The organism is Agrobacterium tumefaciens (genome assembly GCF_031801495.1).
In the GTDB taxonomy this organism is placed as follows: Bacteria; Pseudomonadota; Alphaproteobacteria; order Rhizobiales; family Rhizobiaceae; genus Agrobacterium; species Agrobacterium tumefaciens_K.
In genome coordinates this window covers 199,033-213,442 of sequence record NZ_JAOEGC010000007.1, presented here as the reverse complement: position 1 = coordinate 213,442, position 14,410 = coordinate 199,033, and the positions used below count along the sequence as shown (strand labels likewise).

Annotated in this window: 13 protein-coding genes and 2 pseudogenes; 9 read left to right on the top strand and 6 right to left on the bottom strand. The window is 52.5% G+C overall.

Features of this window, described 5'->3' with window-relative positions; translation table 11 throughout:
- Nucleotides 1-89, bottom strand: an 89-nt coding sequence (locus tag N7578_RS23720) for a helix-turn-helix domain-containing protein (protein ID WP_311112780.1), incomplete at its 3' end; no start/stop codon positions are given.
- A gap of 303 nt (nucleotides 90-392) precedes the next feature.
- On the opposite strand from N7578_RS23720, the gene N7578_RS23715 reads away from it, so the two are divergent.
- Nucleotides 393-605, top strand: a complete 213-nt coding sequence (locus tag N7578_RS23715) for a hypothetical protein (protein ID WP_311112763.1) — start codon at nucleotides 393-395, stop codon at nucleotides 603-605.
- A gap of 12 nt (nucleotides 606-617) precedes the next feature.
- Nucleotides 618-1,103 (top strand): annotated as a pseudogene (locus N7578_RS23710) (TSUP family transporter); the annotation flags it as partial.
- 65 nt (nucleotides 1,104-1,168) lie between these two features.
- On the opposite strand, the pseudogene N7578_RS23705 reads toward N7578_RS23710, so the two are convergent.
- A pseudogene (locus N7578_RS23705) lies at nucleotides 1,169-1,487 on the bottom strand (transposase); the annotation flags it as partial.
- Between the two features lie 808 nt (nucleotides 1,488-2,295).
- Between N7578_RS23705 and N7578_RS23700 the strand changes: the two are divergent.
- Nucleotides 2,296-2,922, top strand: coding sequence for a hypothetical protein (locus tag N7578_RS23700; protein ID WP_311112762.1), 627 nt, complete (start codon nucleotides 2,296-2,298; stop codon nucleotides 2,920-2,922).
- Here the strand turns inward: N7578_RS23700 and N7578_RS23695 are convergent.
- On the bottom strand, nucleotides 2,850-3,818 hold the full coding sequence (locus N7578_RS23695; RefSeq protein ID WP_311112761.1) for an AraC family transcriptional regulator: 969 nt from the start codon (nucleotides 3,816-3,818) through the stop codon (nucleotides 2,850-2,852). The two genes, N7578_RS23700 and N7578_RS23695, sit on opposite strands and share 73 nt — an antisense overlap.
- A gap of 90 nt (nucleotides 3,819-3,908) precedes the next feature.
- On the opposite strand from N7578_RS23695, the gene N7578_RS23690 reads away from it, so the two are divergent.
- Entirely contained in the window at nucleotides 3,909-4,874 is a 966-nt protein-coding gene (locus N7578_RS23690; protein WP_311112760.1) for an SDR family NAD(P)-dependent oxidoreductase, read from the top strand.
- 172 nt (nucleotides 4,875-5,046) lie between these two features.
- The gene (locus N7578_RS23685) at nucleotides 5,047-5,817 is read left to right on the top strand and encodes a hypothetical protein (RefSeq protein WP_311112759.1); all 771 of its coding nucleotides are present in this window, start codon (nucleotides 5,047-5,049) and stop codon (nucleotides 5,815-5,817) included.
- Nucleotides 5,818-5,951: 134 nt separating this feature from the next.
- Here the strand turns inward: N7578_RS23685 and N7578_RS23680 are convergent, their stop codons facing one another.
- Both N7578_RS23680 and N7578_RS23675 read right to left on the bottom strand, forming a co-directional pair.
- A complete protein-coding gene (locus tag N7578_RS23680) occupies nucleotides 5,952-6,605 on the bottom strand; it encodes a response regulator (RefSeq protein ID WP_311112758.1) in 654 nt (217 codons plus the stop codon).
- Nucleotides 6,606-6,649: 44 nt separating this feature from the next.
- Nucleotides 6,650-7,312 carry a hypothetical protein gene (locus N7578_RS23675; protein WP_311112757.1) on the bottom strand — a complete coding sequence of 221 codons (663 nt, stop codon included), beginning with the start codon at nucleotides 7,310-7,312 and terminating at the stop codon, nucleotides 6,650-6,652.
- A gap of 412 nt (nucleotides 7,313-7,724) precedes the next feature.
- Here N7578_RS23675 and N7578_RS23670 point away from each other — a divergent pair, with 412 nt between their 5' ends.
- The 4 genes from N7578_RS23670 (at nucleotide 7,725) to N7578_RS23655 (ending at nucleotide 13,281) form a co-directional block, all read left to right on the top strand.
- Nucleotides 7,725-8,375, top strand: coding sequence for a response regulator transcription factor (locus tag N7578_RS23670; protein WP_311112756.1), 651 nt, complete (start codon nucleotides 7,725-7,727; stop codon nucleotides 8,373-8,375).
- Between the two features lie 213 nt (nucleotides 8,376-8,588).
- Nucleotides 8,589-10,736 carry a PAS domain-containing protein gene (locus tag N7578_RS23665; protein ID WP_311112755.1) on the top strand — a complete coding sequence of 716 codons (2,148 nt, stop codon included), beginning with the start codon at nucleotides 8,589-8,591 and terminating at the stop codon, nucleotides 10,734-10,736.
- Between the two features lie 167 nt (nucleotides 10,737-10,903).
- On the top strand, nucleotides 10,904-11,470 hold the full coding sequence (locus N7578_RS23660; protein WP_311112754.1) for an NAD(P)H-dependent oxidoreductase: 567 nt from the start codon (nucleotides 10,904-10,906) through the stop codon (nucleotides 11,468-11,470).
- A gap of 275 nt (nucleotides 11,471-11,745) precedes the next feature.
- The gene (locus N7578_RS23655; RefSeq protein WP_311112753.1) at nucleotides 11,746-13,281 is read left to right on the top strand and encodes a PAS domain-containing protein; all 1,536 of its coding nucleotides are present in this window, start codon (nucleotides 11,746-11,748) and stop codon (nucleotides 13,279-13,281) included.
- Between the two features lie 165 nt (nucleotides 13,282-13,446).
- On the opposite strand, the gene N7578_RS23650 is transcribed toward N7578_RS23655, so the two are convergent.
- Nucleotides 13,447-14,280, bottom strand: a complete 834-nt coding sequence (locus N7578_RS23650) for an alpha/beta hydrolase (RefSeq protein WP_311112752.1) — start codon at nucleotides 14,278-14,280, stop codon at nucleotides 13,447-13,449.
- Nucleotides 14,281-14,410: the final 130 nt, after the last annotated feature.

Sequence of the window (14,410 nt, the reverse complement as noted above, 5' to 3'; positions counted from 1 at the left end):
GCGATGGCACTAACAGTCAGCCCGGCCGTTCGCCAGCGGGCTATCTTACGACGTTCATCAAGATCAAGGTGGGAGTAGGTGCGTTCCATTGCATCTTCCTTGTGACTGATAACCTATTGGTATCATTCGCAAGTCGCACTTCAAGCTTGAACCCACCCCGGCTACACATTATTATCGCATAAGATATATTATGGAACATCTGGGCGGTTTCGGGAGTGGTGCTTTGCCAATGCCCGCATCCCCACGAGAACATCGGCAAGGCGCTCACGAGATCGCCCGGCGAACGCCCCTTCCCCGATGGCAAGAACGTGTCTGTGACGCCCGAGCAGAAGTTCGGTAATGCCATCGTCAACACCATCATCCCTCCAACAATGGTGACATGAGGCTGGCCTTTGACAGACGAGATTATATGGCCTGCCGTTTTGTTACTGATCGCCGCCATGATGTACGCGGCGGTCGGTGAGGCTGGAGCGTCTGGGTATCTCGCCGCGATGGGGCTCTTCGGGCATACTCCAACGCTTATGAAGCCGACGGCGTTCGCGCTGAACCTTCTGGTCACCGGGATCGGCACCTTCCAGTTCTGGCGCTTGGGGTTGTTCTCCTGAAGAACCCTCTATCCATTCGCCGTACTGGGCTTTCCGTTCTCGCCTCTCGGCGGTGCGGTGCAACTACCCAAACACGTCTCCTACCCTGTCGTCGGGATCATCCTGATACCCTCTGGCATCCAGATGATACACTCGGCGCTGTCGAAGAGGACTGCCGTCGAAGCCGCCGAAGCACCTCACTTCCTCCCGGCGCTGCTGACGGGGGCGGTCATCGGGTTTGTCTCCGGGACGACCGGGACCGGAGGTGGCATCTTCCTCTCTCCGATCATCCTTTCCATGAACTGGGTCAGCCTGCGACGCACCGCCGCCGTGACTACCGCCTACAATCTTCTGAACTCGGCAGCAGCCCTCGCGGCTGCCTATGCCTCAATCAAATCGATCCCCTCGGCGCTTCCGATATGGCTGCTAACGGTCGGTCTGGGCGGCGTCGCTGGCAGCCTCGTCGGTAGCCGCTACCTCTCCGACCGAACCCTCAGGTCCGACCGGCATTATTACTAATTCCTTATAATATCCGCGCATTAACGAGGATGTCGTCGCGCTTCAATGTTTTGACGAAAGCCTCCGGCATGCCGTTGGACTGAGGGTTTGAGTGGGCTTCGTTGAGAACTTCGCGGAGAATCTCTTTCTCCATCTTCTCGCTTCTTCACCTCGGAATTGCCGATCACTGGCTCGTTACTATCCACGGCCACCGGACCTCCCTCCTCAGGAGCCTACGCCAGCGATAAAGAAGATTTGGCGCAACTCCATGCCATCCCGCCGCAGAGGAAACGATCTCGTCTTGGGCAAAGCTTTCCTTGATGATCTGCAGTTTGCGTTCGTTGTCCAGCGTCGCCGCCGGACATCATCAATCATCAGGTCAACCTGTCGATACTCGTTAGACATAAGCCTATACCCAAGCCTGTGCTTAAGCCTTTCTGCTTATGCCGACTGTCCGGTCGAAATGGGGGGCAACCAGCTAGTTAAATTGCTTCGGTTCGCTTCAAAGCGCCGGATTGCTGATCAGAGAGCAGCCTGCTCCGCACTCAGGAAGCGTCCTTTCCATTTTTCGTAACAGATTGAATCGAGCAGTGACAGATTTAAAACCGCCGTCTACCGTGCCATCCATATCTTGATGGTTCGCCAGATCGACGTTAGCTGAGCAACGCTCGCTATTGCCTTTGTGCACCGGATGGTCCGAGAAGCAATTGTAGAATTTTTTAAAAGTCGTTCGAGCTGACCGAAGGTGTTGCCTGTTAGCGGAGATCGGCAGGTAACTGTCCCAATGTAGCAGCTGCCGCAACATTCGATCAGTGAACTTGAGTATGCTTTCGCTCGATATCTCATGGTCTTAAACCTGCTCAAAAGAGACTTGGAAACAGCGGGGCGATAAGGCAATGAGCGGTCAGGGCGGCCAACAAGAGCTGATCAAGCGCTCAAATCGCGAAATACCTATCGTTGAGATGTTGGCGGAGCTGATGGACGATCCACTGATCTCGCTCGTGAACAAGGCTGACGGAATAGATCAATGTGCATTCAGGGTTTTTCTAGAGGGTGCAGCGCAAGCTTGTTTACGACAATCCGGTCATGGGGCTGACTCGGAACCGTACGGTTGCAACCGGAAATGCCGACCACATTGCACGCAACCGCCGCCCCCCGATGTCACCATCGCCAACAGAAGCGTCCCCTAGTCGATTTCAACAAGGAGTCCGTCATGGCGTTGACCAATTATAATGAATACATTCGAAAACTTCGGGTCATCCTCGACGAAAAGTGCCGTACTGAAACCTCTGCTGCACGGGTCCAGATCACCATATTTCGGAATGGCTTTAGCTACCAGAGTTCCGAGTTTTGTGGGAACCCATCGTTCGAAGTCTTGCGTCGTCGTCCTATTCTATCCGACTGCTGGGAAGTAGACATTGATTGCCAGACAAAGGCGGAAATCGAGCATTTCTTCGCGCTATATGAGATACTTGCCTACTCCGAGGTCGCGCTGAAACACGAACGCAATCCCACGCGCACCCCCCATTGGGATGCAACGGTCGCGTTGATTGAGGTCGCATTTTTCAGCGGTGATTCCTTCTGGGAACAGCGCATGTTGTTTGCTGGTTTCGCTGATCCAATTCATGCCGATTTCTCAAGAACGAGAGACCGAGACATCCTGGTGCACGATCACCTAACCGGTGCTAGGTTCTTTGAATGGCGATCAACAGCTGCTGGAAACGTAGATCCCTCCAGAACGACGTCCTTCGAAGATGATCTTGGCATTCAGAAAAGATCGTCAGGAACTATTGGAGCAGAAGGTATCTTCGCCGCCTCGTTCCGTCCAACAGCTGAATAACGGCGCGGCGCGACCCCAAACATCCTTTTGAACGCCGCGCCAAAAGACGCCTCTGAATGATATCCAACCTGCTCTGCAACGTCCAAGACGATGCTGTTCGGGCGTCGTAGCGCACGCCTGGCAACATGCATTCGCCACTGGAACAGATACTCGATTGGCGACACGCCCACGGCTTCTGTGAACCGCGCAGCAAATTGCGATCTGGATAAATTACAGTGCTGCGCCAATTCCTCAAGTCGCCACTGTCTGCTCACGTCTGAGTGCATCAGGCGTATGGCGTGACCTACCCTCGGATCAGCCAACGCGGAAAACCATCCTTTGCTAACGCCTTCTTGGGCAAGGCATGTACGGATCATTTCCACGAAAATCATCTGCATAATTTGTTCGCACATCACGCCTGCTCCAGGCGCGTCATCAGACATTTCTGTTTCCAGCTGCTCCAAAAGCCAACGGACTTTCGACGCGGAACTGGTTCCTGCCTTCAAAACCAGGAAGGACGGCAGCGAGGAAGTCAGGTGGTCTATCCCCTCGCTGGACGTCATCTTTCCGCCGAGACAGGTCACGTTCGGATACTGCCCTCTATTCAAGATGGCGTATCCATTGAACGAATGCGCAAACACATCGGAAGCCGCGCGAACGTCGACATCGTCGTCGTTACCCAAAATGAAGCTCAGCGGCCCCCTAACCAGAAAGCAGTCCCCTTTATCCAACGTTATTTTCTCGCCGCTTTCTCCAAGTTTGATCCAGCATTGCCCCTCGGTTATCGCGCTGAACTTCAGATCATCGCCCACTTTGACGGAAATCCTCCACCTGCCGTAGGCCTTCAAGCCCGTTGACATCACTCCTTGAGCACTCGAAAGTTTCAGCACTTCAGAAAGGGGATCGGATACCTGCATAAGACGATCTCTATATAATATCGGATTTTGGCTCATAGATAGTCCTGTATATATACGCCAAATTAAGATTATTGATATAGGAGCCGTAAAATGAGCTACATCACGCAAAAACCACTCGGTACACGTTGGGGACCAGCGAGCACAGCCGCTCAAGTTGCCTCGGGCATTGACCTTCGCGACCACGTGGTCATCGTAACCGGGGGAGCATCAGGCCTTGGGCTAGAAACGACAAAGGTCCTTGCTTCAATCGGCGCAAAAGTCATTGTCGCTACCCGCAACGCTCAGGAAGCGCGTCAAGCGGTTGCCGAGATCCCTGGTGTGGAAGTCCATGAATTGGATCTTATGAACCCTAAATCCATAGACCGGTTTGCATCCGATTTTTTGGTGTCAGACAAGCCGTTGTCTCGCCTGATTTTGAATGCCGGTGTGATGGCCACTCCACTTTTTCGTGACGAGGCCGGCAACGAGGGGCAATTCTCTACCAACCATCTGGGGCATTTTCGCTTGGCGGTGCGACTGTGGCCTGCCCTAGTCGGCGCGAAAAAGGCTCGAATTATCGTCCTCTCATCTCGCGGCCATATGATCCCAGGCTTCGATCTCGATGATCTGGCATTCGTAAAACGACCTTACGAAAAATGGGCTGCCTACGGACAAGCAAAGACTGCAAACTCATTGTTCGCGGTCGCTGCAGACAAACGGGGTAAGGAAAAGGGAATCAGAGCATTTGCTGTACACCCTGGGTCAATTGTAGGCCCGTTGGCACGCCATCTTTCTGCGGAAGAAATCGCCTCGTTTGATGCCTTTGACGCGGAGGGCAGGCCGATCATCGATCCAACGAGTGACCGCAAGAACTTTGCACAGGGAGCGGCTACCACGGTTTGGTGCGCGACTACGGCGTCACTCGACGGGATAGGCGGCGTCTATTGCGAGAACTGCGACGTAGCCTCAGTCGAGAGTGAAGAACGCGTCGGTGTCAGACCATATGCAGTCGACTCTGCTGTGGCCGAGAGGCTTTGGGAAGAAAGTCTCCGTCTAACGGGACTCCTTGAAGTCTGATCGGATGTCCTTTGTGGTGGCGGCCCATTTGTGCCGCCACAGTACACCTACGTATAGCTGCAAGGATTGTCATGGCGGCTTACTCTCGTCTCTTCCTCCGTTATCGAGAACGGCTCCTAAACAGCCAAATTCGAAATACACTTCTCGATACGACGACATCGTGGAGCGCTGCATGACAACCGATATTTTCGGCGTGGAAACCGAGGCCTCTTTTAGGGGGCATGCCGATGGCCCGATGAAACATAACTACAAAGCAGGACCGGCTTTCTTCGCGACGCACTCAGTTTCTCAACTAAGGCAATGGCCTTCGGAAGCGCTGGACAGGCTTGGAACCATGCCATTTCCGATGCGTTATGATGCTTGTGCTGATCGGTACAACGCAGTCGAGTGGACTTCGATTTTAGCAGAGGTGGGTCGTTCCTTGGCCCGTGCGGAAAAAGTCATTCTCGATGGAGCTCCCGAGCTTTTCGACGAGCTCAACGCACTGCAGCTGATTATGTCAGATGTTTTGTCGTGCCCTGTCGTGTTTCAGCAATGGGAAGAGAGTTTCGACGCAGACGAGACCGAAAATAGGCGGGTGGTGATCTTGTTGGGAAGTACCGTCCCGGTCGTTAGCAATCTAGGGAATGGAAACGACGATCTTCTTGTCTGTCTATGTGAAAAAGTCCCGGCAGCTATGTTTTTTGTATCGGAACGGGCCGTTGTACTGCCGATCGCGCCTAATCGCTGGCGTCTGACACCCGTTGTTTTCCATCGGCTACTGCGAATGGATTCCACCACGCTTCAGCGTCATCAATTTCAAGACTTCCACGCTTCTTCAAACGACCTCTCTCAACCGCTGTCGTCGGTTTTAGCCCAAATCATAAAATACATTTTGATTGAAGATCAACGTCGGTCGGGAGGCGTTACAAAACACCCGCCCCTCACCATTAAAATCGATTGATCACGAACTAAATGACCGGGCTATGAGCTTGCCTTCCTTCGATGTCCCAGAAGCAATCAGGCGGCAAATATTGGTCTCATATTTTGATGGCTTTATCAGTGCAAACACCGAGTCTTCCTCGGAAGGGAATGAACTCAATTGACAATAGGATTGTAGGAAGAGGTACTTATAAGGTCGTATTTCCGAACGATATCTACGATGGAACGAGCTTCCATTTTCTTCATCATGCGGCCGCGATGAAGTTTGACCATGATCTCGCTGATGTTCATCTCATGCGCAATCTGTTTGTTCATGAGCCCTTGGGTCACAAAGTCCAAAACCTCCGCCTCCCTTGGAGTTAACCTGTCCTTACACGCTTGGATTTTTTCGCGACGAGAGAGTTCCTTACGGTACTCTGCGTCGCGGGCCATAGCTTTGTCAGTTACGTCCAGGACTGCATCACTGTTGAATGGCTTCAACAGGAAATCGAAAGCACCAGCCTTCATCGCCGAAACGCCAATGGATACGCTGCCATTTCCGGTCATGAAGACAACGGGTAGCGGGTTCCCTGCTTCCACAAGCCTACTTTGGAGCTCAAGCCCTGTCATGTCTGGCATCTGGATATCGAGCAGGATGCACCCGCTAGCACCCGTGCTGAGATTGGCGAGAAATTCGTTTGCGCTTAGAAAGCTCACTGCTTTTCGTTGCGTCGATTCGAAAAGATTGACCAATGAGCCACCAATGTGCGCCTCGTCATCGATCACAAAAATCGTAGGCTCCTTCGATTCCACGGGCATAATACTTGGCATCGCAGCCTCCCAGGCTTACTCAAGAAACTACGTGAAGTCGTAGTCTATTGATCGTTAATTTGGCTTGTCTCCAAAACTGGAAGCGTAACCGAAAATCCAAGCTCTTGTTCACTGTCGATGATCGCTATGTCACCATGATGAACGCGGATAATCGCCTTACAGGCTTCCAGATAGGCACTGCTTTCGACTTGCCCCCTATCGCCGAACACCTCAAGCGGCTGGGTCTTGTGTACGCGCTCTGTAGCGACCGTCAGTCCAACTTGGACGGTTTGCCCAACTAGCTCCTTTACCAAAAGAAGCTCTGCTCCATTGGTGTCTCGTATCGAGCGTATCAGGTTTACAATAAGGCCGAGAAAAGCCTGAGTAAGTTGATCCTTGTCACCCAACACATTTGTTGCGTCAGGACCAAGATCGTTCCTGACTTTGACGCCACGTGAGATGCTCTCACAGCTTACAAAACGCACTGCGTTCGCAATTATTTCACCAACTTTCACCGATGCCGTCTGCGTAACCCGTGATGAAATCACGTCGTCCAACTCCGCAACAATTCCGTTAGCCCAAGTGATACAGTCGAATATTCGTTCAAGTATGGTACGGAGTTTGTCGGCCTCCGAAACGCCGTTTTGCAGCAATCGCAAACCTGTTCCACAATCAATTGCGATTACTGAAAGTGGCTGGCGAAGGTCCAAGATTTTGGATGTCGTCATCTGGCTTAGCGCCAACAGTTTAGCGGCGCTTGCAGCATCCTCTTGAGGCGGATCGAACGACGAGCGGTCTCGCTCATCCCCGGAATTCACTGCGGCATCCTGACGACATAACTTGGACGGTCCCCGATCCGCGCTAAAAATTCTTCCCTTGAAAATACGGTAACCTGAGTGGCTTTACCGATCCACAATCTTGTAGGACAGGCTACCTGTACGAGAGGATAGGTTGAGACAGGTTCGTTCCACGCCCCCATCGCTGAAAGCCTACTTTTTGATCAAAAATTCGGGAGTAACTGACGCCTTCCGTGAAAACTGCGTGCACAGCTATGGCGCCTACCTTCTATTTTCCTGTGGCTGATGTATCTTTTGATCCAATTGGCAGGGAAACAGGAGTGGGGATTAGTGAGGGTGCCGTATGGATTTGTCGTTATCGTCGCGTGATACTGGTAGCCCTGTCGCTATCGTCGTAGACGACGACGCCTCGGTGTGCGCCTCGCTTGGCAACCTGCTCAATTCCGTCGGCATTGACGCCGTGACCTATTCGTCGGGCCGCGATTTTTTGAGTGCTGCCCTTCCGAATAGGCCGAGCTGTGTGGTTCTCGATGTCCGCATGCCTGGTCTGAGTGGCCTTGATGTACAGGAGCATCTTGCAAAGAACGGCGTTCACACTCCCATTGTCTTCCTAACCGGCCACGGCGACATAGCAATGAGCGTTCAAGCCATGAAGGGAGGCGCTATGGACTTCCTTACAAAGCCGGTTCGCGAGCAAACCTTTTTAGACGCTGTTGCCAAGGCAATTGCGATCGACGTGAATAGACGAGAGATTGCAATTGCATCAAGCAAGAATGCCTCCCTTTTCGGAGCCCTCTCTGTCCGAGAGCTGGAAGTTCTCAGAATGGTGGTCAAAGGCGCAATAAATAAGCAGATTGCCTACGCCCTCGGGATCAGCGAAGTGACGGTTAAACTCCACCGGAGCAACGGAATGAAGAAGCTTGAGGTAACATCGTTTCCTCAACTGTTCGAACTTTGGCAGTCATGCCCCGTCAGCCTCCGGAATGATGAATAGACCTCGCCCGCAACATACCTAAGCATACTTGGCCAAATCGTCTGTTCGTCTACTGTCACGGTCTACCGGGCTTAAAAGGACAGGATGGCGATGGATCACCCCGTAAATCTCGCTCGGTTATCAAAACACTCCAGCAAACGCGTTCTTACGACTCTTCTTGGGACCGGTGGACTTTTGCTCTCGGTCACTACTTCAAATCCCGCTGGAGCTGTGTTGGCAACCGTTGCAATTTATTTGCTGGCTGAGTTGCGTTACGCAATCATTCTTCAGTTGCTGATCTGCTGTTTAACTACGTGGGTTCTTGTGATCCCAAGCGACACCACTTCGAGTGGTCTGGTCGACTTTGCGGCGTTTATAAGTTGCGTTGTGGCGGGAAACATTCTTCTAGAGTTGATCAACGCGAGATCAGTCCTTGGCCCAAGCGACCCATCAGTTGAATTTATCAGCGACGCAACACCGGGATTTAGCTGGTCAGCTCATCCAGACGGTAGACTAAATTCTATCAACTCCAGAGTTTTGGGCTACCTCGGCGTTTCTCATGAAGAAATGAACCAGCTAGCAAGGGTCCTTGGGGCGACCTGGTGGCACAAATTCGTTCATCCGAATGATGTCGACAGATGTATAGACCGTTGGGCGACTTGCCTTGCGACCGGTGAATCATTCTCCGAAGAGCAGCGAATCCGACGCCACGATGGAACGTACCGATGGCTACGAGAATCTGCAATCGCTTCTCGAGACAGCAATGGAAACGTAACGGCGTGGTTTGCGTCGAGCGAAGACATCGATGATCAGAAGAAGGCAGAGATCGCGATCCGGGACAATCAACGCCTACTGCAGCAGATGATCGATACGATCCCGGCTCTGATATGGCGTGCGAGTGCCGATGGTGTGCCTTCGTATATAAACAATCCCCTCATAGCTTGGACAGGAATCTCGTTCGATCAAAACAGCTCAGGCGATGCGAGCCGGTTTGCGGAGGCGATTGTCGAGACGCTTCATCCTGACGATCACGTTGTCTGGCGCGATGCGTTGGAGAACGCACGCAAAACCGGAACGAGATTTGATTTGCGGTATCGTCAAAAGCGTCACGACGGTGTTTACAGGTGGATCGACGGCAAAGCAGAGCCGCTAAGGGACTCCTTCGGCAACATTATCCAGTGGTGTGGTGTCTGCCTCGATATTACCGACCAGATAGAGGCCAGCGAAGCAGCACGCAGAAGCGAACGCGAACTTAGATTGCTTGTGGACACTGTACCATCGTTGATTTGGTTGATGACGCCAGGTGGGATGCCTTATTACTTCAACAAGCCATTCGTGGACTGGTCGGGGCAGTCAATCGCTGCAGCCGTCGAAGACGGAGACACTTCCGAGCTAATCAGATTTGTGCATCCGGAAGACCGAGCGGGAGTGGAAGAGCGCATACAGACCGCTATCAGTTCAGGTGAGCCCTTCAGTCACAAGGGACGCCTGAGAAGGAAAGACGGTGAATACCGATGGATGCATTCTCGAGCGCAACCACTTAGGAACGAAGATGGAAAAATCGTCCGTTGGTACGGCGTCAATCTCGACATTGACGACGAGGTGCGTGCTCATGATGCGTTGAGACGGTCTGACGAACGGCTATCACACTCGCTCCGAGTAACCAGCCTGTCGGAGCTTTCAGTTTCGATTGCTCACGAGCTGAACCAGCCGCTTCAGGCCTTGGTTGCCAATTCCCACGCATTGCAACGCTGGTTGGATGCCGATCCTCCCAATCTGGCCCGTGCTTACAGGACGGCACACTGCATCGTTAAGGATGCAGATACTGCCGCTCAAGTTGTCAGCAGAATTCGGGCTTTGTTCGGAAAAAACACGTTCCCGCGACAAGAGGTTGACGTCAATCGCCTCGTTGCAGACGTATGCAGTCTGATCGCAGACAAGCTCTCATCTGGTGCGGTCAAAATACATACCCTGTTCAGTGACAACCTCCCCACGACGAGCGGTGATCAGGTCCAACTCGAGCAGGTGCTAATCAATCTCATTCGCAACGCGTCCGATGCAATGCAATCGATCAAGGGCGACCAAGTCATTACGATTTCGACAACACTAAAAGGGTCGGACCTGATCGAAGTTGAAGTCCGTGACACTGGTCCGGGTATCGCTGATCCGGAGAAGATTTTTGCACCATTTTTCACCACCAAGAAAGATGGCATGGGAATGGGGCTGGCAATATGCCGCTCGATCATCGAAGCGCATCAAGGTCAACTTCGGGTAGAGACATTGAAAGACGGTGGAGCAGCTGTCGCATTTTCAATACCTGTACGCGCTTTAGAGGCGTCCGCTCCAGGACCAGCCGACAGAAGTGTTGAAGTCGTACAATAGTTCTCAAATGCTCAGTTCAGAAGTCAGGTCGAACAAGCTGATCTTGGCCAGTTAGACCACCCAAGTTCCCGATATACAAAGTATGTCTGGTCTTGCGCATCGGTGAAAGCGACTATCCTGTGATCCAGCAGAGGATCGCGAGAAAGCTCACACGAGAGGAATAGGAAATGGCTTCTGTGCTCAAGATTATCATCGGCTCAACGCGTCCAGGACGGGTCGGGCCCACCGTCGCAGAATGGGTAAAAAATGCGGCAGTATCGCACGGCAAATTCGACGTAGAGCTGGTCGACCTTGCAGATTTCAATCTTCCGCTTCTCGATGAACCAGCCCACCCTGGCATGCAGCAGTATCAGCACGATCACACCAAGAAATGGTCGCAGGCCATTTCGTCCGCAGATGCTTTCATTTTCGTAACACCCGAATATGACTACTTCCCTCCTGCCTCACTCGTGAATGCCATCCAAGCGCTGTTCCGTGAATGGAATTACAAGGCGGCAGGTGTCGTAAGCTATGGCGGCGTTTCCGGCGGACTGCGCTCCTCTCAAATGCTGCGATCACTTTTGAGTAACGTGAACGCCTATGGGATTTATCACGTTGTGCCGGTCCCCTTCGTTTCGAAGTTCATCTCCGACGACGACAAGTTCGTCGCCAATGAACAGATCGCCGATGGCCTCAATCTGATGTTGGACGAGCTTGTGAAATGGACGGACGCACTAAAGGTAATCCGTATTTGAGCCGTCGTTCAGGCGAAGCACGTTCATCCTCCAGAAATTTGACTTTGCGATTCCGATTCCAATTCGCTTTTCCTTGGTTTATCCTTGGAAAGCGGATGAGCAAGAACGATGCTTTTCTTTTGAGTTGCGCGTGATGTCCAGGGAGGAATAATTGAGTGCGCACCTAAGCCTGTCCGGTCCAAGTCTGTATCAATGGGCTCAATCTTTCCCTCTTGACGCATTTGGTGTTGTGCTCTCTTCTTTTCGTCGGCCAATTGTTGGGTAAGAGGGTAATAGTGGATATCGCGAGCGAGGATCGAAAAGCTTTCGCGGGACGTGTCCAAAAGATCGTGGATTCAACACCTGGAATGGGGTGGTCTGCGTGGCCCGACGGCGACTTCATGTGCTTCAGTTTGGCCATGCAGAACTACATGGGGCAGGAGGGATACACGATCACGCGCGTTGATGCTGGCGAGTTTTCTTTCAGAAGCTGTGTCCTCGAAGAAGATTACGATCGACTTGCGGAATCTTGGAGAAATGCCGTCACCAACGAACGTGATTTAGAGGTAACGCATTTAATTAAGAACGGAACCGGAATGTTTCGGTGGCTTCGTTCATTCGCGCGACCGCAAAGAGACGAAAGGGGTGTTCTAGTGTATTGGCTGGGGACCTCTATCGATATCCACGATGCCGTCGTAGCACTTGAGACCGCAAAAAACAGAGAAAATCGTCTCCGGCAACTGGTTGATGCCATACCTGGACTTGTATGGACTGCAAACAATTTGGGTCAACCGACCTACTTCAACAAACGTCTGGAAGATTGGATTGGTTTGAAAGTAGATGAACTGCGTGCCCGAAGCGGGAACACGCTCGCTGACCTTATCGAGATGACGCTTCACCCAGAAGATCGTGATGTGATCAGCGAGACGATAACGGATGCCTTGCAGACCGGCTCCCCCTGGACTGCAAGGTTTCGTCAGCGGCGAGCGGATGGAGCCTGGTTGTGGGTTGAAGCCCGTATGGAGGCGCTCAAGGACGAGGCGGGCAATGTCGTGCAGTGGTACGGCATCCAAGGGGAAATCGAAAGCGAAATACGCGCACAAGAAGCATTGAAGGAAGTAGACCAACGACTCGCAAAGGCCGCGCAAGTTGCTGGCATGGCCGAACTTTCCGGCTCGATTGCCCATGAAGTAAGTCAGCCATTGGCCTCTGCAATGGCAAATGGTGGTGCTGGCGCAATCTGGCTCACCAGAGAGCCGCCCGACATCGAAAGGGCCAAGCGTAGCGTGGATGCCCTGCTCCAAGACCTCTCGGCCGCATCGGACGTGGTGCAGCGCGTTAGGATGCTATTCCAACAGCGTGTTGGAGCCCGAAAAAAGGAGGACATCAACAATCTTGTTATATTGATCCATTCCTATTTAAGTATGGAACTTTCACTGAAGAGTATTCGCATATCAACGGCTCTCGCCAACGATCTCCCACCGGTTTATGTCGATGGCGTTCAAATTCAACAGGTTCTCTCAAATTTGATAAGAAACGCAGCCGATGCTTTAGCGGGGGTCGCTAGTGATCAGAGATCAATTATCATATCAACGGAACAGCTCGGCACTGACGTTATCATTGAAGTACGTGATACGGGTCCCGGTGTCGCGGATACCGAAAACATATTCAACTCCTTTGTGACTACGAAGTCAGACGGAATGGGTATGGGCTTATCCATCTGCCGTACAATAGCGCAGGTACACGACGGGCGCCTTTGGGCGCGAAACAATTGTGCTGGTGCTAGTTTTTTTCTTGCGCTGCCTCGTTTTGACGTGACAGTCAGCAACTGAACGATACGGTATCAAGATACTCTCAACGAAGACGAAATCTCTCTAAAACCGGCAAGCAAAAGGCGGCAAACACCGCCTTTCCGCTCAAAAATACGCTACTTGCTCTGCCAACGTATCATCGCTTGATCAGACCATATTTGGCTCGCATTCAAACGAATGCCTGCTTCAAGTCGCAGACTTAACGAACGCCAGCAAATCTTCGTTGATGACGTCAGCGTGTGTGGTGCACATGCCATGCGGGAAGCCATCGTACACTTTGAGCGTGCCACTCTTCAGCAGCTTTACGGAGAGCTTCGCAGAATCGTCAATCGGAACGACCTGGTCATCCGATCCATGCATGACAAGTGTCGGAACGGTGATCGACTTGAGGTCAGCGGTAAAGTCCGTTTCCGAGAATGCCTTGATGCCGTCGTAGTGGGCCTTGGCGCTTCCCATCATGCCTTGCCGCCACCAGTTGTCGATGACGCCTTGGGAAACCTTCGCTCCGGGACGGTTGAACCCGTAGAATGGACCTTCGGGAATGTCACGGAAGAACTGCGCACGGTTGGCTGCCAGCGGAGCGCGGAAGGCAGTATCAAAAACATCAAGTGGGATGCCTCCGGGATTGTTCTCCGTCTTGAGCATGATTGGCGGTACGGCACCGATCAGAACAAGCTTTGCTGTCCGGTCCTTGCCGTGCTTTGCAACGTAGCGTGTCGCTTCGCCGCCGCCCGTGGAGTGGCCAATGTGGACTGCGTTTCTCAAGTCGAGATGTTCGACCACCGCTGCTGCATCCGCTGCATAATGATCCATATCGTGGCCGTCAGAGATCTGACTGGAGCGTCCATGGCCACGACGATCATGAGCGACGACGCGAAAGCCCTTGCTGACAAAAAACAGCATTTGGGCGTCCCAATCATCGCTGCTGAGTGGCCAGCCGTGATGGAAGACAATAGGCTGACCGGCACCCCAGTCCTTGTAGAAAATTTCGACGCCGTCTTTGGTCTTTACGGTACCCATATCTCGTTTCCCCTGATCCGTTGAAGTCTGCGCTGAGGCAGTGAGTACAATTGGTGGAAATGCTGTCGCGACACTGGCTCCGATTCCGAGCGCTAGCACGTCGCGTCGCACGAACCCTGGTGTGGTAGCA